At 39.5% G+C, this 25,465-nt stretch carries 23 protein-coding genes; 14 read left to right on the top strand and 9 right to left on the bottom strand.

Going from position 1 to position 25,465, the window contains the following annotated elements; all coding sequences use genetic code 11:
• Nucleotides 1–532 precede the first annotated feature (532 nt).
• From FQV26_RS13580 to FQV26_RS13570, 3 genes are all read left to right on the top strand, one after another.
• A complete protein-coding gene (locus tag FQV26_RS13580) occupies nucleotides 533–1,030 on the top strand; it encodes a GNAT family N-acetyltransferase (RefSeq protein ID WP_146558080.1) in 498 nt (165 codons plus the stop codon).
• Between the two features lie 140 nt (nucleotides 1,031–1,170).
• Nucleotides 1,171–1,752: a hypothetical protein gene (locus FQV26_RS13575; RefSeq protein ID WP_146558079.1), complete on the top strand. Its 582-nt coding sequence runs from the start codon at nucleotides 1,171–1,173 to the stop codon at nucleotides 1,750–1,752.
• A 40-nt stretch (nucleotides 1,753–1,792) separates the two neighbouring features.
• A complete protein-coding gene (locus FQV26_RS13570) occupies nucleotides 1,793–2,653 on the top strand; it encodes an RCC1 domain-containing protein (RefSeq protein WP_146558078.1) in 861 nt (286 codons plus the stop codon).
• A 173-nt stretch (nucleotides 2,654–2,826) separates the two neighbouring features.
• Here the strand turns inward: FQV26_RS13570 and pdxA are convergent, their stop codons facing one another.
• The 6 genes from pdxA to FQV26_RS13540 form a co-directional block, all read right to left on the bottom strand.
• Nucleotides 2,827–3,825 (bottom strand): 4-hydroxythreonine-4-phosphate dehydrogenase PdxA, encoded by a 999-nt coding sequence (gene pdxA, locus FQV26_RS13565; protein WP_146558077.1) that lies wholly within the window; start codon nucleotides 3,823–3,825, stop codon nucleotides 2,827–2,829.
• Nucleotides 3,812–5,107 (bottom strand): four-carbon acid sugar kinase family protein, encoded by a 1,296-nt coding sequence (locus tag FQV26_RS13560; protein WP_146558076.1) that lies wholly within the window; start codon nucleotides 5,105–5,107, stop codon nucleotides 3,812–3,814. The genes pdxA and FQV26_RS13560 overlap by 14 nt, the downstream gene beginning before the upstream one ends.
• Before the next feature lie 14 nt (nucleotides 5,108–5,121).
• The gene (locus FQV26_RS13555; RefSeq protein ID WP_146558075.1) at nucleotides 5,122–6,114 is read right to left on the bottom strand and encodes a 2-keto-3-deoxygluconate permease; all 993 of its coding nucleotides are present in this window, start codon (nucleotides 6,112–6,114) and stop codon (nucleotides 5,122–5,124) included.
• Between the two features lie 174 nt (nucleotides 6,115–6,288).
• Nucleotides 6,289–7,998: a sigma-54-dependent Fis family transcriptional regulator gene (locus tag FQV26_RS13550; protein WP_146558074.1), complete on the bottom strand. Its 1,710-nt coding sequence runs from the start codon at nucleotides 7,996–7,998 to the stop codon at nucleotides 6,289–6,291.
• Between the two features lie 243 nt (nucleotides 7,999–8,241).
• Entirely contained in the window at nucleotides 8,242–8,484 is a 243-nt protein-coding gene (locus tag FQV26_RS13545) for a hypothetical protein (protein WP_146558073.1), read from the bottom strand.
• A gap of 184 nt (nucleotides 8,485–8,668) precedes the next feature.
• Nucleotides 8,669–9,034, bottom strand: coding sequence for a PH domain-containing protein (locus tag FQV26_RS13540; protein WP_146558072.1), 366 nt, complete (start codon nucleotides 9,032–9,034; stop codon nucleotides 8,669–8,671).
• Between the two features lie 212 nt (nucleotides 9,035–9,246).
• Between FQV26_RS13540 and FQV26_RS13535 the strand changes: the two genes are divergently transcribed.
• Complete coding sequence (locus FQV26_RS13535; protein ID WP_146558071.1) at nucleotides 9,247–9,447, top strand: hypothetical protein; 201 nt, start codon at nucleotides 9,247–9,249, stop codon at nucleotides 9,445–9,447.
• A gap of 330 nt (nucleotides 9,448–9,777) precedes the next feature.
• Entirely contained in the window at nucleotides 9,778–9,996 is a 219-nt protein-coding gene (locus tag FQV26_RS13530; protein WP_146558070.1) for a hypothetical protein, read from the top strand.
• Between the two features lie 117 nt (nucleotides 9,997–10,113).
• Here FQV26_RS13530 and FQV26_RS13525 read toward each other — a convergent pair whose 3' ends face one another.
• Complete coding sequence (locus tag FQV26_RS13525) at nucleotides 10,114–10,386, bottom strand: hypothetical protein (protein ID WP_146558069.1); 273 nt, start codon at nucleotides 10,384–10,386, stop codon at nucleotides 10,114–10,116.
• A gap of 191 nt (nucleotides 10,387–10,577) precedes the next feature.
• Here FQV26_RS13525 and FQV26_RS13520 point away from each other — a divergent pair, with 191 nt between their 5' ends.
• From FQV26_RS13520 to FQV26_RS13490, 7 genes are all read left to right on the top strand, one after another.
• On the top strand, nucleotides 10,578–12,413 hold the full coding sequence (locus FQV26_RS13520) for a DUF2075 domain-containing protein (protein WP_146558068.1): 1,836 nt from the start codon (nucleotides 10,578–10,580) through the stop codon (nucleotides 12,411–12,413).
• A gap of 48 nt (nucleotides 12,414–12,461) precedes the next feature.
• Nucleotides 12,462–13,115, top strand: a complete 654-nt coding sequence (locus FQV26_RS13515; RefSeq protein WP_146558067.1) for a hypothetical protein — start codon at nucleotides 12,462–12,464, stop codon at nucleotides 13,113–13,115.
• A gap of 190 nt (nucleotides 13,116–13,305) precedes the next feature.
• Nucleotides 13,306–16,149, top strand: coding sequence for an AAA family ATPase (locus tag FQV26_RS13510; protein ID WP_146558066.1), 2,844 nt, complete (start codon nucleotides 13,306–13,308; stop codon nucleotides 16,147–16,149).
• A 496-nt stretch (nucleotides 16,150–16,645) separates the two neighbouring features.
• Nucleotides 16,646–17,644 (top strand): macro domain-containing protein, encoded by a 999-nt coding sequence (locus FQV26_RS13505; protein ID WP_146558065.1) that lies wholly within the window; start codon nucleotides 16,646–16,648, stop codon nucleotides 17,642–17,644.
• An 81-nt stretch (nucleotides 17,645–17,725) separates the two neighbouring features.
• Nucleotides 17,726–18,376 (top strand): vWA domain-containing protein, encoded by a 651-nt coding sequence (locus FQV26_RS13500; protein WP_146558064.1) that lies wholly within the window; start codon nucleotides 17,726–17,728, stop codon nucleotides 18,374–18,376.
• 458 nt (nucleotides 18,377–18,834) lie between these two features.
• Nucleotides 18,835–20,673: a DUF262 domain-containing protein gene (locus FQV26_RS13495; RefSeq protein ID WP_146558063.1), complete on the top strand. Its 1,839-nt coding sequence runs from the start codon at nucleotides 18,835–18,837 to the stop codon at nucleotides 20,671–20,673.
• Nucleotides 20,674–20,959: 286 nt separating this feature from the next.
• Nucleotides 20,960–21,664, top strand: a complete 705-nt coding sequence (locus tag FQV26_RS13490; RefSeq protein ID WP_186759945.1) for a CBS domain-containing protein — start codon at nucleotides 20,960–20,962, stop codon at nucleotides 21,662–21,664.
• A gap of 533 nt (nucleotides 21,665–22,197) precedes the next feature.
• On the opposite strand, the gene FQV26_RS13485 is transcribed toward FQV26_RS13490, so the two are convergent.
• Entirely contained in the window at nucleotides 22,198–23,202 is a 1,005-nt protein-coding gene (locus tag FQV26_RS13485) for a GTPase (RefSeq protein ID WP_146558061.1), read from the bottom strand.
• Between the two features lie 590 nt (nucleotides 23,203–23,792).
• Nucleotides 23,793–24,311 (bottom strand): GIY-YIG nuclease family protein, encoded by a 519-nt coding sequence (locus FQV26_RS13480; RefSeq protein ID WP_146558060.1) that lies wholly within the window; start codon nucleotides 24,309–24,311, stop codon nucleotides 23,793–23,795.
• 391 nt (nucleotides 24,312–24,702) lie between these two features.
• Here FQV26_RS13480 and FQV26_RS13475 point away from each other — a divergent pair, with 391 nt between their 5' ends.
• The gene (locus FQV26_RS13475; RefSeq protein WP_146558059.1) at nucleotides 24,703–25,143 is read left to right on the top strand and encodes a hypothetical protein; all 441 of its coding nucleotides are present in this window, start codon (nucleotides 24,703–24,705) and stop codon (nucleotides 25,141–25,143) included.
• Between the two features lie 27 nt (nucleotides 25,144–25,170).
• Entirely contained in the window at nucleotides 25,171–25,425 is a 255-nt protein-coding gene (locus FQV26_RS13470; RefSeq protein ID WP_146558058.1) for a hypothetical protein, read from the top strand.
• Nucleotides 25,426–25,465: the final 40 nt, after the last annotated feature.

The following is a 25,465-nucleotide window of genomic DNA, read 5'->3' as shown; positions in this document are numbered from 1 at the left end:
GGCTAGGTGCCGGAGCCTTCGCTCCAGGACGGACGCTTTCCGCGGACTCGCGCCGAACTAACTCGGACTGGCGCCCGAGTGGATTACTTTTATGTCGCTAACGCTGCTCCCGCAGGAGTCGCCGCCTTGCGCTCCGGATCCTGGAAAAGCTGAATTACGAATCGTCTTAATCCATCGATTTCTTTAGGAGCAACAATGTCTTGAAATTATTTCCTGTTTCAAGGCGAGATGCCCAAACGGATCGGCTACAAACACTCTTTTGCGACGAAGCTAGCAGCGATGCCGTAGCGTGGGTTGTCCAGTGATCACGAGGAAGAAGAAAAGCCTACGGAAAGCGAAGTGGTCGGTCCGGTTGGCTTTATCCATCTTTATTCAACAAGTCTAGATTTTGTCTACAGCTTAGTTCTTTTTGAGAACTGGGCTTTTTCTCTTTCAGCGAACTTGCATTGAAAGAATTATAAGCTCACAGTATAATCGGTACAAAATAATGTAATGTGAAATGAATGAGGTCACGGAAGGGGATGTACAAGGGATGATTTCATTAAGAAATGTTCAAGCCGGTGATTTAGAACAGCTTTTAGCAATCGAAGATGAAGGCTTTTCAAAAGAAGAAGCCGCCACAAAAGAAGCGATGATCGAGCGGATCTACACGATAGCCGATACCTTTATCGTTGCAGAAAAAGACGGGGAGATACTGGGGTACATCAATGGTCCGATCATCAACCAGCCTTACATAACCGACGATCTTTTTGAGGCAATTGAAAAGAACCCGAAAACAGGTGGATACCAAAGTATATTGGGAGTAGCCGTCTCTAAAAATGCGAGAAAGCAAGGCATTGCACGGATCTTGATTGGAAAAATAGAAGAGCTTGCAGCAGAAAATAAAAGACAAGGCATCACCTTAACCTGCAAAGAAGAATTGGTCTCTTTCTATGAAAAACTGGGCTTTGTCGATCACGGCCTGTCGGAATCACAACACGGCGGCGTGAGTTGGTACAACCTGGTGAAAGAAACTGAGGATAAGAACTGAGTAAAGGCGTGGACAGAATCAAGCTGTCCACGCTTTTTTTATTTAATAAGAGGTAGTTTTCAAGCAGGAAAAAACTTAAGGCTTAGAGAAAGTACAGCTAATAAATTGTTTCGGAATAAAGGAAAGGAGAAGTGGGAAGGATGAAGAGCATCGTGAAGACCTTTTACGTAAGTGCTGCGTTGTTGCTATTGGCTGGCTGCGGTGAAGAAGATGCGCCAATCATGGATCCTTCAAGAGGCAATGAAGAAACGGAGGAAATGCCGTTAGAAGAAGGTGGAAAAGAAGGAGCGGAAGATGAAGCGATAACAGATGAAGCCGCTTCCGATTCAGGGAAAGATGCCTTATCCCAGTATTCCAGCGAGCAAATTGAATACGCCAGAGTGTGGCGGCAGCTCGGGCCGAACCAGGAGATAGACGGCTTGTACGTTCAGCAAATTCCGGAAGGCACGCCGCTCAATCCGGACGATGACACAAGCGCCGCGTATCCAGAAGACGTCATTCAGCTGGCAGGATCGCGCTTAGCGGATGGTTCCGTGACCTACAGCAGCAATGGCGACGGCACGGTCAATGTGTACAATGTGCCGCTGCGCTGGGACGGCGAATATCCGACAGGGGAAGATTTCTACAACGAGATTATTGAAGGGACGGAACTGGTAGAGATTGAGCCGGGGGTGGATGAGGAAGTGATCCGGTTGATTGAACTGATTGAAGATCAGCCGTAAAAAATCTTTCCTAAGTGAGCTTGTTTTAAGGAGGTCGAATATGGCTTTAGAGATCAAACGATGGCCGAAAAAGACCATAGCAGCCGGCTACCGCCATACCGTCGGACTCCAATCAACTGGCCGAGTTCTAGCTGTGGGGGACAATAAATATGGCCAATGTGATGTCAGCGATTGGCGAGACATCGTAGCAGTAGCAGCGGGAAATGCTCATACCGGAAGTTCTCATACGGTTGGCCTTCAAAGTGACGGGAAGGCACTCGCTATTGGCTGGAATAAATACAATCAATGCGAGGTAAACGACTGGCGAGACATTGCTACGATAACGGCAGGATGGCGCCGGACGGTTGGATTGAAAGCTGACGGCACCGCAGTCGCAGTTGGTCGGAACAACGAATGCCAATGCAATGTCAGCAGTTGGCGAGACATCGTCTCGATTTCAGCAGGCGATTGGCATACACTTGGTCTCCAAAGCGATGGTACAGTGGTCGCTACTGGAAACAACCGCTACGGCCAATGCAAAATGAACGACTGGCGAGACATCGTTGAAACAGGAGCCGGGTATCTTCACAGTGTTGGACTCGAATCGGATGGTACAGTTGTGGCTGCTGGGTTGAATAAAGACGGGCAGTGTGATGTAGAAAGCTGGAGGGGTATTGTCGAGATCGCGGCTGGCAGCAATCATACTGTTGGCCTCCAAGCGGATGGCAGTGTAGTCGCTACCGGTCGTAATACAGAAGGGCAATGCGAAGTGGGCGGCTGGTCCGATATCATAACCTTAGCGGCAGGCTGTGCTCATACGATTGGATTGAGAGCAGATGGAACCATTGTAGCAACAGGTCGAAATGAGGAAGGGCAGTGTGAGGTGAATGGGTGGAATTGTATTCAGCTATCTAACAGATGAAAAAATCGCAGATGGGTGAGATATTGTGAATAAGATAAACCTGTTAGCCTCATAATAAAAATCCAAACTAAAAGAGTCAGGACCGATTTACAGGGTCCTGACTCTTTTTATAGATAGCTTTTCCTTAATTTACTTAGATGGAATACAGCTAGCTAATCTCAACCTCATAACAGTTATCTCTTCGGAGCCAGTTCCACAGCTTGACGCAACGCTTCGACTAAACTGTTTTCATCGGCAATGCCGGTGCCGGCAATGTCGAAGGCTGTGCCGTGGTCAACGCTGGTACGGATGATCGGCAGGCCAACAGTGATGTTGACGCCGGCTTCGAGCCCAAGCACTTTGACTGGCGCATGGCCTTGGTCATGGTACATGGCGACCACAATATCGAAATCTCCCCGAACGGTTCTGAAGAACAGGGTATCGGCTGGAAGAGGTCCTTGCACATCGATTCCTTCTGCGATAGCTTTTTCAACAGCCGGAATTACTTTTTCTTCTTCTTCGCCGTATCCGAACAAGCCGTTTTCGCCGGCATGCGGGTTGATCCCGCAGACGGCAATTTTAGGGTTTGGAATGCCTGCTTTCGTCAATGTGCTGTGAGCAAGGTGGATGACGTGCAGGACGCGTTCCGGAGTGATCATCTGGATGGCATCAACGATTCCTACATGCGTCGTGACGTGAATGACTTTCAAGTTAGGTGCAGACAGCATCATGGAATAATCTTTGGTGCCCGTCAGTTCAGCCAAAATTTCTGTATGGCCCGGATACATATGGCCGCCTTTTTGCAAGGCTTCTTTATTCAACGGAGCGGTGCAGATGGCATCGATTTCGCCTTCGTTCGCTAATTTGATCGCTTTCGCTAAATATTGAAATGCCGCGTTTCCAGCTTCCGGCGATACTTCGCCGATTGGCAGGTCGTCCGTTAGCAAGTCTAAGTCCAAAATATCAATGACGTCTTTCTCAAACTTCGCCTCGGAAGGATTTTCAATGCGATGAATCGTTTTTGTACTGTTTGTAAATTTCTTAGCGCGTTCTAAAATCGAAGCATCTCCAATGACAAACGAGCGGCTGGTTTCATGAACTACGTCGTGTTCAAAGCTTTTTAGGATGATTTCGGGTCCGACCCCAGCTGCGTCACCCATGGTGATTCCGATAATTGGTCTAGTCGTTTGCATGTAATCCTGCTCCCTTCAAATAATCTACTGAATGGCTGATGGATTCAGTTGTTCCAAATCCGCCAGCTTTGGTGATGATGACAATGTCTTTTTTATTCCATTTGGCGACACCGAGCGGGAGGCCGGCTTCGACTTCAAACAGCAGCTCCATGTCGTGAATGCCAAGCACAGCGCAAATATCTTTTGCCGTATCGCCGCCGGTCATAATGATGGCATCGAAGTCTGAGACCGCGAGCGCCTTTTCTACAAGATGCCCTAATCCTTCCGATATGCCTTTACTGGTCTGATGAGCCGTCAACTCATTGGCGGAAGCCCATGCACTGACTTTATCACGATTTTCCTGTGAACCGTCTACATAAAGGGCTGCGCTGTCCCAATCTGCGGGCTGTCCGAGATCGTCGACTCTTTTTAATGCGCGTGCTGGAGCAGTCAATAATTCCAACGGGTCGATTTCAATCATTCGCGTTGCGGACCGTTTTTCCAAAGCAGCTAGTTGATCCTGCGTTTTCCCGGACAAACTGCCGGAGACGACCAGGACTTTGCCAATCGGACCATCAAAAGATCCTTTCGGGTCTATGTGTTGCATCGGCGCGTACAAATGATTGATCATGCCAGCCGATCCCGCCCAGCCGATGCTGAAGTCTAATTTTGCTTCAAGAGCGGCAAGCAGTGGAAAGTCCGCTTCTTCGGTGACATCACAGACGATCCAGGTGACACCAGCCTGTAGTTGTTCTTCTACCCATTTTTCTGGAGACTCACCGTAAAGAATTTCGCGGTCCAGAACCGCAATTCCAACGCCTTCCATTGCCAATAAATCCGGGAGGAAATCGTGCAGAACCGGTGTTTTAGGATCATGGGCAAATTCTGTTTCCGTAACAAGCTGCCCGTTGATGTAAAGCTTTCCGCCTTCAACGGTCCGGCCCATGCTCGGAAAGGCAGGTGCTACAAAAATAACGTCCAAAGCCGTTGCATCCTGCATTGCTTTTAGTTCGGCTGCCACACTGCCGCGCAAAGTGGAATCGATTTTTTTGTAAAAGGCAGTGACGCCTCTTTTTTTCAGGCCTTCAATTTCTTTGAAAACAGCCTGGTAGGCCTCTTCGCCGTTCATCGACCGGCTGTTGGTATCAACGATCCAGACATCGATAGCCTGATTGTTCGGGTCTGTCTGTTCAGGTGAATCCGTTAAAATCACGCGGGATTTCAAGCCTTTTTGAGCCAGTCTGACTCCGGAATCATTTGCTCCTGTAAAATCATCGGCAATGATGCCAATTTGAGTTCCCAATACCTGTCACTCCTCTAAGCTTGTTTTTTCAGCATTTCTCCATTTTCGAAGATGAATCCTTTACGTTCGAGACGCTTCACCAGGAAGCCGATATACAATGGCAATAAAATCGCGGTTGTCACAGTGGAAGCAGCTACCTGCACTGTTGCAATATCGACTACGGAAGCAAAGCTGGCGCTTGCGGCTGCAATCGCAGCTGGTGTAGCGACGGCATTGCCGGCTGTTGAACCTTCGGCTGCACCAACAATCGGATTCCATTTTAAAGCTTTAAAGATGAAGTATCCAGCGGTACCTGTAATGAACACGGTCATCAGGCCAAGTACGATTCCGCCAAGTCCACCCTGGATAATGGCATTAAAATCAATGCCCATGCCAAGTGCGAAGGCGAAGAATGGAATCAGCATCGAACTGCCGTTATCCAGGAACGAGCGCATATCTTCATCCAAATTCCCGAGAATCATCCCGATGACAATCGGCAGCAAGACGGCGATAAACGAAATAGGCGAGAAGAGGCCATCAACAAAGCCCATGGCTCCGAATATTGCCAATGCCACCATGGTTAAAAACGGTCCATCATTTAATGCCAATAAGGAGTAGGCAGCACGGTCTTCTTTATTGCCGTACTGTCCAACAAGTGCAACAAAAAGTCCGCCGTTGCTGTTCGTCATCGCAGCGATAATCGCAATCGGTGCAAGTCCAAGCCACAATCCATTATCTCCAGCGAACATATAAGCAATCAAGCCGAACAAAGCCCCAACAATCCATTTGGTTGTCAGCAAAGTAGCGCCTTTAGCGAGAGAAACACCGACATTGCGAACATTGATCTGTGCTCCGGTGCAGAGGAGGAATAAAGCAATCAAGGCACTGGCACTGTCAACAAAAAGTGCCTCTGTAAATCCGCCAATCCGCAATAAGTCTGGTGCAACCGTGTTAATAACAGCTGCTAATAATAAAGGAACAACCATCATACCTCCTGGGATACGATCTAATGTAGCTTTAATTTTCATTCTGACCCCTCTTTTCTATTTTATAGTAGTTGCAAAAATCTGATATCAGTAAACGCTTTCATTATTTACTATAAAACTTTTTAAATAAAATGCAACACTTAAAAGAATGTTTTTGTCTAAAAGATGATAAGTAGTTTAAAAATGCAACACTTTAAGTGAAATAAAAACGCAAACTCAGTTTTTGAGTTTGCGCCAAAGAGTAGCTCTGTTTATACCTAATCGGTTTGCTGCTTTTGTTTGGTTGAAATTTTCTTCGCTCAGCACTTGTTCGATAATTTTTTTCTCGATTTCTTTTAAGGTATCATTTTTATCCAAAGATAACTGGTCTGCTTGTTGGAATGCAGTTGTAAACGGCACTTGATCTAAGGTCTCTTTTTCAATCACGTACTCTTTTTCGAAAATCGCCAACTTCTTAACATAGGCTTTCAATTCATTAAGATTCCCCGGCCACTTATAACTCTTCAACTGCTGCATCGCATCATCCCGGACTTTAATTGGACGTGTACCCAGGATCTGGTGAAACTCAGTCAAAAATTGGCGCACCAGGTAGTCGATATCTTCCAGCCGGTCAGCCAAAGAGGGGAGCTGGATTTTTACTGCCTCCTGCAACTCCAGTTCTTCCTCAAAGGAATGGTGCAAAGCCAGCAGTGAGTATATAAGTTGCACATTATTTTCTTCGACATGCACCATTAAGTCTCGGAGTTTATGGGCATGATTCAAGTCAGGTGATTTGCTGAACTCCAGCAGCAAAGTGGAATTTGGTAAAAATTCGATGTCATCTAAGGATGGAAGGGACGCATCTATTTTCACATGAACAAACAAACCATTCTTTTGGTGGAAGGTATGGAGGTAGCGCGCCACCGAAGTTTTACCCGTCCCAGTTTGCCCGATCAACACAAGCGTGTCACCGGCAACGGCGGGTTCTTCAACCAATTTTTTTATCGCTGTCATTTCCGCACTTTCTGCAACAAGAGAAGGCTGTTGAATAAGCTGTTCAATCCTAACAGCGTTCGAATTAGCCGATGCCGTTGAAAGACGTTTAAAATTGAATGAAACAATCTTGCCATCTCGGTCCTCAATGAACTTTGCATGTATGCGGAACGGGATTTTCGCGTCTTCGATGATCTTTATAATTTCTTCGTTTGTTTCGAGCAGCTGCTGTTTTGTGGATGCAAGTTCTTTTTCTGCAACAGGCAGTTTCTTAAAGGCAGTCCAATTTTCGAATAGGATCTGTCCATCTTCAGTCATCAGCAGAACATCTTGTTTCGACTCATTCAGCAATTCCCGCAAAACCCGGAGTGTTTGCTGGCTCTTTTGCTGGGATTTGAACAATTGCCGCGCCTCATCCAACGACTCCAGTATCGATTCCTGTCCCGACTGGATCAGCAGGCCGTTCATCCCGAGCCGCGCTGCTGAGTTGCTGGTAACCACGTCTCCAAGGACTGTTAAATATCCCGCGTTCTTCAATTCGAGCAAAATCGGTTCCACTTCCGATGCGCCAGGAATTGTTACGACTTTCATGTCAATCTCCAGCAGACTGATAATGGAAGCAGCCCCCAGCGTGATATTTGGAAACCCGACCAATGCTTTTTTATCGTTCGAATGGCCAGTCGCCAACATAATGGAACGCAGCAGGTCATAGCCGGATATATGGATATCAACAACCGGCAGGGATACCGCTTCTCTCATCAGCTTCGCGGTTCCGCCGCGGCTAATCAGAATATCGGCTCCATTTTGTTCCATCTTGCGCGCCAGCTCGACGCCTCGCTCCAAATCGCCAACTTCGGCAACAATCAGTAAATCAGACTGCTCTTCCTTTAATTCATCGATAAGCGGCAGCATTGCCTCATACGGTGCAATCACCCCGATGTGAATTTTTCTCATTCCGGCAGCCTCCTCGTTTCCAACTCTCTTTTGCCATTATAACAATTTTACGAAAGGGGACAATGAAATCAGTGAGTGCTAGAAGTATGGGATACCAAAAGAGACAGAAGGGCGAGGAATTCTATAACGACATTATTGAAAATACTGAGGTGAAGGAGATTTCTTTTTTGTAAAAATCTTAGGGATTTTTAAATCAATAGGAAAGGTTACTGACTCTTATTGGGTCCTATCATCTTGTTTTTTCTAATTAACCCTATTTCTTCGTTTTTCAACTAAATATAAAACTAAATAAATTCCAATACAAGATACAAGGATAATTACGAAAGAGTTATGCAAAAGGTTAATATCAATGTCATTGATTTTTTGGTAAGCTATCCCGTCTCTACCGTGTCTTATAATTTGCCAACCGTTATATTCAAGTGTAAAGAAGGAAATAACTATTCCTAAAATGAATCCTCCAATGATTGAAATCCACCCTTTTTTCATTGTATCCACTCCTTAATACAATATACCTTACCATATGGTAAAAGTATGGGAGTTCCAACCTTTATATATCAATAAAAATAGACCTCTAATTGTATTGCTGATTAGGGGTCTATTTGTTTTCTATTTCGTTTTTGTGATTGAAACTGAACGGCTATTCGTAGTAATAAAGGTTGTTAAGTAAAACTTACAGAATCGCTTCCGCAATTACCTTATCAAGTTTGCGGATATCCACTTTCTTCGCCAAATTCAATTTAAACTTGCCGATACTTGTCCATAGTTCCAGCTCCGTATTGAAATCAAACGTGCCGCCGTTTTCCGATGAGTACATGATGATCGATTTGAAAGGAATCGTGTAGACTTCAACCTTCTTGCCAGTCAATCCCTGTTTGTCGGAAATGATAATGCGCTTGTTCGTCACAACTGCTGTGTCGCGGACCGTCTTATAAGCGATTTGGGCTACTTCCCCTGGAACCAGCAACTCATTGACCGACGCCGGTACATCGATTTCTTGCGTAAACGTCCACCCTAACATTGCATTTAACTCTGCCATGAAAAATTCCTCCTTATTGTTTCTGGATTCAGTATGGCATAGCTTGGAAGTCGACGAAAGGGAGGCACTACTTTTAGAAAAAATTCCGTAAAGAAATCGAACAGCAACACAAAGCAAACTCAATGCTTATTGCCAATTAGTTTCCAGCAATTACAGAAGGGTATAGGTGAAAAGAGAGGCTCATTCAAACAATTAACCGAAAGTGGGATTAAATGACCAAACGCGTTAAAAACACGATTTTAGGAACTTTAATTTTTGGTGTGATCGGGTTTGTGGTGACGTATATATTGGATGGTGCACCGGTATGGAATCTGGTCATCGGCCAAGCCCTTGGTGGATTCCTGCTGTATGCATTTATTTTGCCCACCATGGAAACACGAAATAAGCGCAAAAAAGGGGATATCTATGAATAAAAGAAAAATAGTCAGCTGGTTGAAAGAACCGATAATTACAAAGAAAGTCGATCCCTACTTAAGTTTCCTCTTAGCCTTTATGGGTGCGATGATCGGTAGTACGTTTTATCAAAGCACCGATATGTCCTACTGGGAATATATCCTCTGGCTCGTTCCGTTCGCTCTGCTGACAGTCCTTATCATCAAAGTCATAAGCTCTGTATGGAAGAGCAGCAGAAAGCAGTGCGAGGAATGAACGGCAATTTCTGTTCAAGCAGTGAAGCTTCATTTTGCTGGTAACTATTACATAAGCATGACTGGAAGGAAACTGAAAAGAGAGGACTGACTGGGATGAGCAAACCAAAAAAGCTATTGGTGACTGGAATCCTGCTGATTGTTCTTCCACCGCTGTTTATAGTTATGGGTGGAATTCCGGAGTTTAGTGAGCTCATTGGGCAAGGGGAAGGATTTGCCTATGCCTTGGCAGCTTTTCTTTTACTGCTCATCTTCATCGGAGTAGTTTTCCTATTAATTGGTGTTGGCATGATTTTGTTTAGGAGAAGAACTTGAAAAATTGCATGCTACTTTTTGGATTACACTTTGTCTAGGTATAGTAGAGAAAGCCTTTAAGCAGATTGAATGCTTGGAGGTTTCTTTAGCTTGAAGACGAAACTCCACGATTGCCCATCAGCAAATCGTCCTCTCGCCCATCTCAATCTCACCACTCTGCCCATCCAGGTAATCAACGCCCCATTCGCAATTCCCTTCATTTTCCCACTCAACCACATACCGGCCACGCTCATAGCTGATCGAAATGATTTCTACTGTCCCAAACGAATTCGTATGGCGTTGCTCGACAATCGCTTCTGCCTCTGATTCTGTAATCTCCGGCTCGGCGTTGGAGCAGCCGCTGAAGAGGAGAAGGAATGTAAGGAAGATGCCAATACTAGTTTTTTTCATGTGGTTCACCTCTTGTTAGGTAGACGGGCATAAGAGAAATAAGGTTACATAGAAAATTGGAATCAACAAAAACTAGATTTAAAAGAGAAAAGTGATAAAATTGTAAAAATATTTCGTATATTTAACTTAAAACAGTTAAATAATGTTAATATATTTGTATTGAATATCCATATTTAGAGAGGAGCATCCTCATGATCATCTACAACGAAAGCTCTTCAAAATTCATCAACCATGTGCTGGAACAGCGCATCGAATCTGTGCTCCTTGAAAAGGTGCAGGAAAAAATGAATCATTCCGTATCGCCGAGCGAAATCCGTTCGTGGACCAACTCCTTGCCGCAAATGGCCAAGATTCTGCGGGACGCCGATTTGAAAGAAGGTACCCATGTGCTGTTGGAATACAAGCTGCCTTCTACTGAAAAGCGCATTGATTTCCTGATTACCGGGGAAGACAAGACCGGCCGGCAAAATGCGGTCATCGTCGAACTGAAGCAATGGAATAAATCACAGCTGGCGGAAGGGGACGGCATCGTCAAAACCTTCTTAGGCGGTCGGGAACGCGAAACCGTTCATCCGTCCTATCAATCGCTGTCCTATAAACGTTATCTCGAGAATTTCAATGAAGCCTTATACGAAGATTCATCCATCAGCTTAAGCTCCTGTGCCTATCTGCATAATTACATCCCGAACAAACTGGCAGAGCCTTTGCTTAATGAACGCTATACAAGCTATGTCGAACAGTCGCCGATCTATTTCCAATTTGATGATTTGCTGCTGCGGAAGCGAATCAATGACGCGGTCTCAGAAGGAAAAGGCACGGAAATCGCTCGGAAAATCGAAGAAGGGCGTATTCGTCCTTCCAAGAAACTGGTTGAAGCCGTTAACTCCTTATTCGAAGGAAATGAGGAATTCATTCTCCTCGATGAACAAAAGGTCGCTTACGAAAAAGTGCTGTCCATCTATAACGGCATGGATCTGGAAACGGACCAAAAGCATACGATCCTCATCAAAGGCGGACCGGGAACAGGTAAATCGGTTATCGGCTTGAACTTAATGAATTTCCTTTTAGGCGAAGAAGCGACCATCGAATACATTACACCGAACCAATCATTCCGCGAAATCCTTCGGAAGAAACTGATCGGCCGGAGCGGCTTTGTGGAAATACGGAGCCTTTTTAAAGGTTCTGCGTCGTATGTGGAAACACCTGCAAATTACTATGACGTCCTGGTCTGTGACGAAGCGCATCGACTGAAGAGCCAAGGACACATGAAACGTAAAATCGAGGGCGAAAACCAGGCGACTCAAATCATCCGTTCCAGCAGAGTCAGCGTCTTCTTTATCGACGACGAGCAAGTCATCTCCAATAAAGACATCGGCCGCTTCAATCTGTTGCAAGAAGAAGCCAAAAAGCAGAATTCTACAGTTCATGTCGTGGAACTCGATTCACAGTTCCGCTGCGCCGGTTCAGGCAATTACCTGGAGTGGCTAGACAACGTCCTTTACGACCGGAAGCAGGACATCCAGCTGGACGGAGACTTCGACTTCCAAGTCGTTGATTCTCCGCATGAGTTGTACGAAAAAGTAGTAAAAGAAAAAGGCGGCAGGCTGCTCGCCGGCTATGCATGGGAATGGAATACTAAAAGAGTTGATGGAGAACTGCCGAAAGACGTCGTGGTCGAGGTTCATGACTTCGCTATGCCGTGGAACGATCCCGCCCGCATCGACTGGGCCATCCATCCGGAAGGCTCCGACCAAATAGGCTGCATCCACACCGTCCAAGGACTTGAAATGGAATACGTCGGTGTCATCATCGGCAATGACCTAACCTATAATCCGGAAACCCAATCCATTGAAGTAAAGCGAGAGAACTTCAAGGATAAAGGTGCCAGACCGGCGAAGCCGAAAGGGAAGTACGAGGTTGATCCGCTTGATCAGTTGGTGAGGAATACTTATAAGACGTTGATGACGAGAGGGATGAAAGGTTGTTATGTTTATTGTGTGAATTCGAAATTGGCGAAAATTTTATGATAATTATATTTTTAAATGCCAACTTATTGCTCATTAGGAGAGGTTTTTTTGAATAAAAAAAGATATTTGTATATATTTGTGAATATATTTGTAATGTTAACCCTAGTATGGAATTGGAAAGAAATTCATGACATAAACAAGGATATAAAAACTCTAGTTATAAATGTCGGCATAATCATTATAATAATAAATATTCTTTTGTTTTTTCTTGATATTTTATATAATAAATTTTTTGTTTGGTATGAGAAGAAATCTAGAGAAAAATATAATTTCTATCAATGGATTGGGAATCCTGATCCCCCAATTAACATGTATGAAGAGTTCAAAAACAAGAAAGATTTTTCTCCTAAAGATTTCAACGAAAACTGTAGATTAATTAAAACGAAAGTTAAAGAAGAAATGGCCTCTTTAAATAAACTTAAGAGTTACAAGACGTTCTTAGAGCTCCAAATAAATAGTCCGCGTTTGAATGCAGTTATGAACTCTTTTCAAACCATTCTGATTGCTATAATTACTGCTACTCTTATCACTTTTTTAAATTTCTTTGATGTGGAATCCAAAATATTGGTAATTAGTTATTTTGTATCTATAATACTTGCAGTTGGACTTTTTAAAGGTATCGATTTTTTTAGCAATGAAATTGACAGGAATAGACTCTTACTAATCTTAGTAAACGAATGTATTGAAGAGTTTGATAGTTAGGTATTGATTCTTTTATAAAAGTAAAGAGATAATTCTAAACGTTCCGAATGTACATTACAATTTGTATTGCATATATTGACAGACTTATGAAATTAATGTTTCATAGTCGCCCATTTAATATATTCAGGTTATAAATTGTTTGGGAATAGTGTGGTCCGAGGAAGCGGATTTATCAAGAGGAATATCGCTGATGGGAGAAGGAAATCAAATGAGATACTATTTTAAAGAATTTATTAAAGAGAATTATAAAGGAAAATCGGATGCTTATTTATTTATTTTTTGGTCTGCATATAAAAATATAAACTCCAAAGGAAGACTTAGTAATTACATAAAAGAAGAATTACAAAGTATTAAACTAGCAGGCATTAAAGAAAAAAGAAAAAAAGGAGAAGATTTAATTTTAAAGTTAAAAGTAAAGGGGAACGTGAGCTTTACAAAAAATTATCCACACATAGAGTCTATTCAAATAAAAGACTTTAAAGGATTTGGATCACATAATGAAAATGATAAAGGTAGTTATACAAAAGTTGATAGATATAAGAATATTTTTTTTGGACCGAATGGGGCAGGGAAAACTTCATTTTGCGAAGCATTAGAATATAGAGTTACCTCGGATATTAAGGAAAGAAAAAGAAGAAGTATAGCGTTAAAGGATTACATAACAAGGGGAGGAAATAGACCATCTGTAAACGTTGTATTCAATAATGATGAAATCGATGAGAAAAAAATGACAGATTATGATAAAGAATTTTTCCATAGATGTTTTATTGAGAAGAATAGACTGCAAGAATTTTCATTATTAGGGTCGAAAGATACGGGCGTAAAAGGATCAGATATTATTGCGAATTTATTAGGGTTACATGAGTTAGATGATTTACTCTCGTCATTTGTAAAACCAAATAGTTTTAAATTGGATGAATTCATTCGTTATGAGGTCGGGGGAAGAAGAAAAGAATCTGAAGAGAAACATCAAGAAAACCTAATTAAAAGAGAAGTTATAAATGAACAAAAACTGAAAGTCTTTTCTAGTATTGTAGAAAAATTTCATTTAATTGATGACAAAAACATCTTGTTAGATATCGAAAGCCTTTTAGAGATAAATAAACAAAGGGCTGAAGATTTAACAAGCCAAAAAGAAACAATGTTACACAAAGAGTTAGTTGATATCGATTCTAATAAAGTTTTCAATGAGATTAAAGCAATGCAGAAGGGTGTTAATTCATATCTAGAATTAGTTAAGAAAATAGGGTCTCGTGCTGTAGAGTTAAATTATGAAAGCTTTTACAATGCTCTAAATAAAGTTGGAACTGACAAGGGTTATTGTCCAGCTTGTAATACTCCAATTGATAAAGTGGCAGTAAATCCATTTGAAAAAGCTAATTTAGAGTTAGATAAATTAAAAGAAATTACGAATATGAAAAGGCAACTAGATTCGATGGAATCTACACTTGATAATCAATTTTATGACTTTTTAAAACAGTTAATAAAAGACTTAAAAAGGAACATGAGTAACTTTGAACAGCTATACTGCTCTAATTTTTTTCAGGCCATTGAACAGCTGGAAGCATCTTTTGATAAACAAACAAAAAATGAATGTGTAAAACTATTTATAGATAAAAATGATTTCCATGTCGAACTTCAAACTTACTTTGATAACCAACGTAACATCTCTTCTGAATTTGAAAAGGATAAAGATATTCTAAAAAGTGTTGAGTTAAAAATTAAAGAATCTGAAGCTTTAATCAATGATTTAACCAATGCTAAAAAACAAATTGGCTTATTTAACAATGAGTTAAAAGAAATTAATAGTCATCTAATAAGCTTTGAAAGTCACCTAGGAGTTTTAAAGGAGCAAGAAGAGAAAGAAGTGGCTTTTAATGAATTTATTTCTAATGTTGAAGGTTCGTACAAACAATTCTATGAAGATTTAACAAAATTTAAATTAGAACTAGAGAAGAAGCAAATCTCCAATATTGAAGGGAAAATTTTAGAGTATTATAATTTGATAAATAAGCATGACGACCTGAGTGAAGTAGTAAATAAAATAAGCTTTAGATTAGAAGAGGATAACTATAGAATTTTTATTAATAAAGGAACTAAGAATCAGGTTATTGATGCTCATGCTTTATTAAGTGAGGGACATTTAAGATCATTAGGGCTCTCCATTATGTTAGCGGTAGCAGAAAAAAATAATGTCCCTTTTATAGTTTTCGATGATATTGTCAATGCAATTGATAGTGATCATAGAGCCAATATTATAGAGATGATGTTTACTAATTCTTTTTTAAAGAGAACTCAGCAACTTGTTACTACGCACGATAGGCTTTTTTGGGAGCGTTACTGTAATTCATTTAATAAAATTAATGGGAAAAAACATACAAGCACTATAAGCCATATATTCAAAAATACTGAGACTGGAACTATTATTAAGCAATACAATATAGATTTTGAATCAAAAATACTCAATGCACTAGATAATTATGATATTAGACAAGCATTGGTTTATTGTAGAATTTGGTTTGAATCAATTGCTACAAGTTATTGTGTGGAGAAAAATTTAGAAATGACAGGCAGATTTACGCATAATAAAACAAGTAATCATTTGAAAGCATCGCTTGAAAGTATATATGAAATTTTGATAAATGAGTTTAAGGATAATGACGATTTACCTATCATTAAAAACGATATAATAAATTGGAAAGGACAAAATCAAGAGCATCATTCTTTTGATGAACATAGCTATAACTTTGTACACTCTAAAAATAGCGATGAGGTATCAAAAACCTTCAATGCGATTCGAAGATTTGCAAATGATTTAAATAAGAAAGAAAGTATAAGTAGAATCAGCAAAGAATTAGAAAGCATAAAAATGCGTTTAATTTCTTCCAACAATAAAGTTACGAATGAAAAATTTAAAGATAAAGCACCCCAAGCTGTAGTAGATAAAGAAATACAAAAAAATGAAGAATTACAAGCAAAAAAAATGGAATATGAAAATGAACTTGAAAGATTACGAATACTTGTTTCCGTGTAAAACCGCTTTCTTGTATTGAATTCAAGACATGCAACAATACTGCATAAGAAGAGCAGGAAATCAGTAGCAGAAAGAATTCGTATTGCATTTATATAGTGACCGGTTAGTATTCATAATTGAACGGCGCCAGAGAACAAATGGGAATGGTTAGGGAATCGTAGAAATTTATAACTCATCTTGTGTTGGAACGAGGCTAATCGGCTCAATTACCCTCGTTTACAATGAACTAGACCTCATTCTGAGAAAAGACGCCTTCCCAATTATTTTTGTCATTATACAATAATTTATACTGCACGCATCGCCGCTCTGAGAAAATCATTTTTCCTCAAGCGGTTCTCTTATTTTTATGAGTGGTTCTCTGCTGTCCGAAGTGGCTCTAAAACTTGTCTATACTGGTTCAATTTTATGGCACGACTTGCTCTCGATTTTGTCCTTCTTCAGCCCAAAAGTGAATAGATTCTTAAACGATTAGAATTAACTATAAGGAGATAGCCACATGCCACTGGAAATCGTACGAAATGACATTACGAAAATGAAAACCGATGCGATTGTTAATGCTGCAAACTCCGGCCTGAAGATGGGCGGTGGTGTTTGCGGTGCCATATTTCATGCAGCGGATCCTCAAGCATTGCAAGAGGCGTGCGACCGCATCGGTCACTGTGCTGTGGGTGAAGCGGTGTATACGGAGGCTTTTTCGCTTGATGCTGACTTCATCATCCACACGGTCGGGCCTGTTTGGGAAGGTGGAGACCATAATGAAGAAGCCCTGTTGCGGAACTGTTACCGCAACTCCCTGGAACTTGCCCACCAGCTCGAATGTGAATCGATTTCGTTTCCGCTCATCTCCACCGGAATCTTCGGCTATCCAAAAGAAGCGGCTTTGCGGATTGCCATTTCAGAAATTGAAGCCTTTCTGATCGATCACGAAATGCATGTCTATCTTGTTGTATTCGACAAGCAGTCATTCGGAATCAGTGAAAAACTCTACCAGTCGATTGCAGCCTTTATTGATGAAAATGAAGTAAGGGAACTGGAGAAGAGGGATAGTCGGTATCGAAGGGTAAGTGAGCCAGAAACTCGCTTGTATCCCAAAATGGAAGAAAACAGAGTGGAAGCCCCAATTGATCTCGAACTGGAAGATCTCTTTCAAGATATGGATGAATCTTTTTCAGAACGGCTGCTCCGTTTTATTGACGAGAAGGGCATGACTGACACACAGACTTATAAAAAAGCGAATATCGACCGGAAACTGTTTTCTAAGATTCGCACTTCCCCTAGATACACGCCTATGAAAAAGACCATCGTCGCCTTTGCCATAGCGCTTGAGCTGGATCTTCACGAAACGGACGAGCTGCTTGAAAAAGCGGGGTACAGGTTATCGCGCAGCCATAAATTCGATCTGATCATCATCTATTTCATTAAACGAAAGAATTACAAAATCCATGAAATCAACGAGGCGTTGTTTGCGTTTGACCAAATGCTCCTGGGTGCTTGAAATGTCGCTTTCATAGCGACCTTTTCATCTCTTAAAAATCATATCCTTAAGTTGTAAAGAAAACTTGAGGAGGAACACGATATGAAAACGCAAACGACAGAACTGGTCTTTATTCTCGACAAAAGCGGTTCGATGGCAGGACTGGAAAAGGATACAATCGGTGGCTTTAATGCATTGCTTGAAAAACAACGCAAGCTTCCTGGAGAGGTCCGTGTCACGACGGTGCTGTTTAATCAGGGGTATGAACTGTTGCACGACCGGATTTCGCTGGAAGGCATTTCTCCGCTGACGGAGACGGATTACGAAGTGGGCGGCATGACAGCGCTGCTCGATGCAATCGGTTCGACGATCCAGAAAATAAGCAACGTGCAAAAAAACACATTGCAGGACCAGCAAGCCGACAACGTGATGTTTGTCATTACCACGGATGGCATGGAGAACTCCAGCTGTGAATACAATTACAAGAAAATCCATGAAATGATTGCGCAGAAGAAAACCGCAGCTAATTGGGAATTCATGTTCCTCGGTGCGAATATCGATGCGGTGGCCACTGCAAACCAATTCGGAGTCGGGGAGGAATTCGCGGTCAACTACCATGCAGACGCGGAAGGCACCCAGTTGAATTACCAAGTGGTGAGTGAAGCGGTCGCTTCTTTCCGGACGGGGAAGAAGATTGATCGTGAGTGGAAGAAGGATATTGAGAAGGATTATAATTCTCGGGCTAAGAAATAAATTGAGTTTCTAGATGAGATGCAATTCTGGTAATATGAAAGTTTTTTAGATAAGTGGGAATAAAACTGTGAACCGAGATTAGATTTGAAAAGTTTGTGGAAGTCATAAAACAAGTGAACGAGCTTCCGTAGTATAGAGAATTAGAACTCGCTGGTTAAGTGCAGACGAGTTCTTTTTTATTAAATTAGCTTGTAATCATCAAATAATTAACTGAATAATCTATATTTTATTTTTTAGAGTGATAAAATTAAAAGGAAATGTAAACTTTCCGCAAATAAGTATATCTTTGCGAATGCTTTTTAAAAGTAAGTAGAAAACTAGAGTTTTAAAAAGGAATTTCATTTCACTATAATACTTAGCATTTTCAATACTTGAAAATTTTTCGGGTGACTCAGTTCATGATGCATACTAATAGATAATAGCTTGTAGATAAAAGTGGAAGGGTGGAGAGAAAGGTAATGACAAAAATAACGGGAAATGCAATTTATGTTCGTGCTCTTTTTAATAACCGCTACACAGTACAGTATTATCAAAGAGAATATAATTGGGAAAGAAAACAGATTGAAGAATTAATTGGAGATTTAACATCTGAATTTCTTGAGTTCTTTGAAGAAAGAGATACACAGCGTGATGTTATTAAATATGGGAGTTACTTTTTAGGACCTATAATTTTAACGAATAGCCATACAATAATTGATGGTCAACAAAGACTTTCTTCGATGACACTTTTACTCATATATCTTAATAACCTACAAAGAAACTCTGCTTTTCCCAAAGTTAATATAGACAATTTAATTTATTCGGAAATGTATGGTCAGAAAACCTTTTGTATTAATGTTGAAGAGAGAGAACCTTGTTTAGCGGGTCTTTTTGAAAACGGGACTTATGATATTTCTCAAGAAAGATCAGAAAGTGTAATTAACTTATTTAACCGATATAAAAATATTGAAGAAATCTATCCAGACAATTTAAAAAAGGAAGCTCTTCCTATTTTTATAGAGTGGTTAATTAACAAAATTGTGTTCATTGAAATAAGGACGGATTCTGAACAAGATGCCCATAAAGTTTTCGTTACGATGAACGACAGAGGACTTAGACTCACTCCAACTGAAATGCTAAAAGGGTTCTTGTTGTCTGAGATTAATGAAAATAAGAAAAGAAACCAAGCGAATGACTTATGGAAGCAAAGAGTTTTAGAGCTAAAAGAGGATGAGAAAGATGGGGATACTGATTTTATAAAAAACTGGTTGAGAGCGCAATATGCTGAATCAATAAGAGAGGGAAAAAAAGATTCGGAAAACGAGGACTTTGAAATAATAGGGACTACATTTCATAAATGGGTGAGAGAAAAACGAGAGTTGATGAGATTAGAAAAAAGTGAAGATTTCGAGAGATTCATTTTATCTGACTTTAAAACTTTTTCGAATATTTACTTGCGTTTAAGAAGCTACGCAAGCTCTTTCAATTCAGACTACGAGTATGTTTATCATAATGCTGATCGAGGTTTTACTTTACAATATCAAATAATCATGGCTGCCATTTCTCCAATAGATACAACCGAAGTTATTAATAAAAAAATTAAACTGGTTTCTTGTTTTATCGATCAGTTTATAGCAACAAGAGTCTTTAATTTTAGAACAGTAGACTATTCTTCAGTTAGATACACAGTATTCAATCTTACAAAAAAAATAAGAAGAAAAAGTTTAACGGAACTTTTAGAAGTATTTAAAGAATATCAATTTCTTCCTGATATGAAAATTCCATTAGAAGGCATAGATAAGTTCTATCTGAACCAATATACAAAAAGGTATATGCTGCATATTATTTCTAGAATGACTTATTACTTAGAAACAAACTGCGGGATAAACAGCAGTTTTCCCAATTATGTTAATCGTCAACAAAAAAATCCTTACGATATTGAGCATATATGGGCAGATGACTTTTCTCGAAGTACTCATCAAAATGATTTTATAACAGAAGATGAATATAGAAATTTTAGAAATCAATTTGGCGGTTTACTAATTTTACCTAAAGATAAAAATAGAAGTTTTCAAGATATGGAATTCGGTAGGAAAGTAATTAAATACGACAGCGAAAATTTATTGGCAAGGTCCTTAAATGCCAACTGCTACGTAAATAACCCATCTTTTTTACGTTTTGTTCAACAAGAAAATCTTCCATTTAAGCCCTATAGTGAATTTAATAAAGCCGATGTAATAGAGAGGCAAAAACTTTATAAAGAATTATGTAAAAAAATTTGGAACAAAAATTTATTTGAAGAAATCGTAAATTCATAAGAAGGTTAAAAATAGATTTAAACAGCTTCCCTGTGTTGAATCCAATTCAAGACATACAATAATACTGTATAAGAAATCCAGGAAAATCAGCAGTAGAAAGAATTCGTTTTATATTTATATGGCGATCTGTAAGTATTCATAATTGGGTTCCATGTAACGCTAGTGGAGAACGCTTACTAAGGGAATGATAAAACTAGTATATTTACGTGGCAATGAGCAAAAGAGGGGTTTTAAAATGAAAACGACCTAAGCAATCGAAATTTTAATGAAACAAGGGGGAAAAGAAGTGAGAAATTCCAATGATTTCCTTGCCGCCTTCAATCGAATTGAACAGTTCTTAAGCAATGGAAATTCGAGTGAAAGATATAGACCGTTCACACAATTGGTGAGAGACCAGACAAAAAGTAACGTTACCGTAAAACGAAATGAAGATCGATTGATCAAATTTGCAACTCTCCGAAATGCCATTGTCCACGAATCCACTCAAGGAGCTTATGCAATAGCTGAGCCTCATAAATCAGTTGTTGAAGAAATTGAAAGGGTTGAAAAAGAATTGACAAACCCACCAAAAGTAATAACTCACTTTAATAAGAAAGTGGAGACCTTCAAGCACAATAATTCAATGGCTGAAGTACTAAAGATAATACGGGATAGGGACTATACTCAGTTTCCTGTTTATCAGGAAGAGGAATTCATTGGCTTATTAACCGAGAACGGTATTACGAAATGGCTAGCAAGAAATATTGAAGAAGATATTATTTCTCTCGAGGAAACTAATCTTATAGATATCTTGGAATTTGAAGAAGAAGCAGATAACTATATTTTTATTGGAAGAGAAATAACGGTATACGAAGCTGAAGAGATATTTAAAGACTTTTCTTATACGAGAGCGAGGTTAGATGCATTACTGATTACTCATTCAGGTAAAAAGAAGGAAAGTTTGCTGGGGATCATTACAACTTGGGATATCCTTCAATTATATAAAACATAAATCAGGTTCCTAAGAAAGAAACAATTCAATTTATGAATGAACTACAATTAAAACCGCTTCCCTTTGTTGAACCCAATTTAATACACGCAAAAATACTGCATACAATAACTAAGAAACTAGGCAGTAAATAGAATTACCATTGGATCTATATAATTATCGGTAAATATTCTTAAGTGAGTGGTATACAGGGAGAGCCTAGGTGCTGCTGGAAACCGGAAATATAAAGGGAAATATTTTCTGGTGATTTTGTGGCAGTGGCTGCCGTGATAACTGTGTCGCACACTGGGGACAGCTTTAAGTAGTTGAAAGAAGTACTTTGAAAAGACCATAATTCTTAGACAAAAAGTGAACCGCTTAGCTAGGTCTAACAAAATTTAGCTATACAAAAAATGCATGAAAAATGCCATCCCTTTCTGGACTGGAGTCATCTTCCTGCATTTTTTATATTTTAGCAATAATACTACAGTTTTAATATAATGAAATGGGAGAATATTGATAAAAATCTTGCTAGTGTTACAGAATTTTTGTAGTCATCAAGCCTTCTTTTGTTGGCTTAAAAACATTTCATATACGGATTTTAATTGATCTGCATTTAATTCGATATCATTTTCGTGCATATACTTAACAGCATATCCAAGTGCTACAGTAGTTGCTCCAGCGACACTTGCACCAATAACAAGACCAGCACCCGGAACCACTTTTACAATTTGACGGAATACTGTTTTACCGATGTTTCCTATAACAGTAGCGATAATTAATTCCTTAGCATGCTCTTTCGAGATCGGTTTATTGTAAAGCGTAGATAACTTTATTATTAATCCTACTTGGATGCTGACAAGGGGAACAAAATCAGCTCCCGGAATTGGAAGAGCCCCAACCGCGGCCGAAGAAGCGCCTGCGCCTATTATCCATCGATTTGCGATTGAGGTCTTGTCCTTTAAATTTGCAGCCAGTAAAATATCTTTAGATTTTTTTTCGAGAATATCCATCAATTTATTTTGAAGGAAGGAGATGTTTTCACCCGTTCTTGAAGAGATAGGTGCGACTGGATAGTTGTAATCAGTATTATCTTGTATATATTTAATAAGTTCTGAAATTTCGTCAGCGGCATCAATTTTATTTAAAACAATGATGATGTCTTGATTCACTTTTTCAATTTCTTTTAAGTTTTTAAGTTCACTTTCAGAAAGAACAGTTCCAGCAGCATTTAAGAAAAACAGAATTACATCGGAGTTTTTATAGTACTTTAAAGTGATATCCGAATTAGTTTTCACAACGTCATCTAGGCCTGGAGTATCGACAAAAATAATATTCTCTCTGTAAGCAATCTCTTTAATTTCTTTTGTCTCTCCTGGCTTCGCACCGACACTTACAACGTCTTCCTTCATGAGTCTATTTATTGTAGAAGATTTACCACAGTTAACATCACCTACCATTGAAATTATTAACTTGCGAGTTAATTGTTCATTAATTTCATCGCTTTTTTGCTTAAAAATATCCTCAAAAATATTATCGAAGTTCTCAAAACCTGAAACCATTCAATTCACTCCTTTTTGTGTATTATACCATTAAAATGTTATTATTTTCCTGATTATTAAGTAACAATAAAATATAATTGTTAATAAACAGGGGTTTTGAGCTTTTCAAAACTGCTTAGCTGTGTTGAACCCAATCGGAGAAATCAATATTACTGCATAAGAAAACAATGAAATCAGTAGTAGAAATATTCCTACTGTTTTATATGGTGATTAGTAAACATTTAAAATTGAGCGGCACACAGAGAACAATTGATTTTGCAGACTATCAGGGCTTCTCGACCAAGTCGTACTCTGAAACCTTTGCGAGCTATATAAGGTGGAGCAAGTGGATTTTAATGAAAAAGAGAAAAGTTGTCTCTTCGATGAGTTCTGCTAAGTTAGGTGTGGAGTCTTGAAATTTTTTGTTGAAGAAAAAACAGTGAATGTCCTGTTAGTAACTACTGGCAAATCTCAAATCGAAAAAGGTCGCGCAATAATTAGTGTCGGCCGTTTTCGTTTGCTCTCATAAAATCTTCTCTGAAAATAAATAATTCACTGAAGCATCACCAGCGTTCGGCTAATTGCATCTAAAGATCTTTTTCAGTTCATTATTAAATAGTAGTCTCTTCATCTTGAACCTTAAAAACCTCATACTCTACATCATCCAACTTCCTCGTCCAGCGCAGTCCTGAAACCTCTGGAAGTAATGAACGGTAATGGCCCCAGTTTAGTACATGGATAACTTGCAGTTCCTTGTCTGGAAAAGACGAGATGCTTCTAGCATTGTAGGCAGGCTTATGTGTATAGATTAACAGTCGTTCTGCCAAATCAAGATATGTAGACCAGATTTCATCATTTAGCGGTTGTGAGCCGTGAAGCCGGCCGATATAGATTTTATGATTGTTAGAGTCATTGGTATACAACCAATTTTCCTGAGAAATCCGTTTGCCCAAGGTTTGGTAATCGGCTTTGCCTATATACAACAAGACATTACTTCCATATACAGGATGCGTCCCGTAAATTTGATAGATCCCATAGTCGATCTCGTCATTCATCAGCATTGGTAAATCCTCTAATTTATAAGAACCTTCCCAGTGAATCTGGATTAGGGTTGAAGCGTTAACTGTCATAAAGTTTCTCCTTTCAAGCTATCTAATTTCTGTATTACAGAAAATACCATGAAACCTATAAAAGTATTTTCGTTATTAATCATATTACTTCTATGGAGAAAAGAAGGGAATATTTGTTTTAGAAGCTAGCGTTCTCATTTAAAAAGAAAAATGAATAAGGACATTATATTTATAAGGATTTAAATGTATTTACTTGTATCTTTTGTGATACTATTTACTTGATAAAATAAATAGTAAAATAGTTACAATTATTGTAGACGAGTTTACTAGGTAGCTTTTATAAAGATTCGTGCAATTGGTCTTGAAGAAATACTGTATATAGAGATGATAAAAAACGTATAAAGGTTTGCATTTTCTGAGTTTCTAAACTAATTGAAAGTAGGAGATCTATATGAAGGAAGTATTATCTGTGCCTGGCGGACAGACTCAAGCAATTATCAAAAAATATTTGGTACATGCCCATCCACATCCACGCTCTTATAAGGTTGCTCAACATATGGCGATTCGTGAATCTGGAGGAATTATGGATACACTTTACAGCATACAAGGTGAGTTTGTTTTACGTCCATTAGACGATGATTTGGGAAAATCAATCTCTATTTTAAATGAAGATTTCCAAAATCGGTTAAAAGGGTATATTGCTGAACGGACGGTAGATTTTGGTTTTGGAGAAAAAGATGAGTATAAATTTTACCTTTTAACTGTAAATAGAGAATTAAATCATCAACCAAGATCTTTGATCACGCTTCCGGGTCATACTTATTTCACGCTGGGTGAATTAATAAGTGGTAGAGAGATAGTTCTCAGCGAATCAAAACTTAACGAACAGTAATACAGGCATTTTGAGAAGAGGTTAATAATGGCTAAGCAATCTACTAAAACAGTACAAGAACAACTGGTTCGTTTAGGAGAAGATTTAGGATTCTATTCTTTAAAGGAATACACATTCAAATCGATAATAAATGCATACGCACCAAGATATGACGTGGTGTGGATGCTGGATGTAGAAATATTGAACTTGAGCTCAGTGGAGCATCTTCAATTAATTGCTGGGAAATATCTTCCGTTTGCGGCTTTTGAACTGGAAGGCTCGACTACTTCTTCTAAAAACTAAGTTGGTAATGTGGGGAACTTGCAGTTATCACCCTGTTATT

Origin of the sequence: Planococcus sp. CPCC 101016, from assembly GCF_007859295.1 — a bacterium.
Classification (GTDB): domain Bacteria; phylum Bacillota; class Bacilli; order Bacillales_A; family Planococcaceae; genus Planococcus.
Note: the sequence above shows the minus strand (reverse complement) of the source record. Positions and strands in the feature narration are given on the sequence as shown.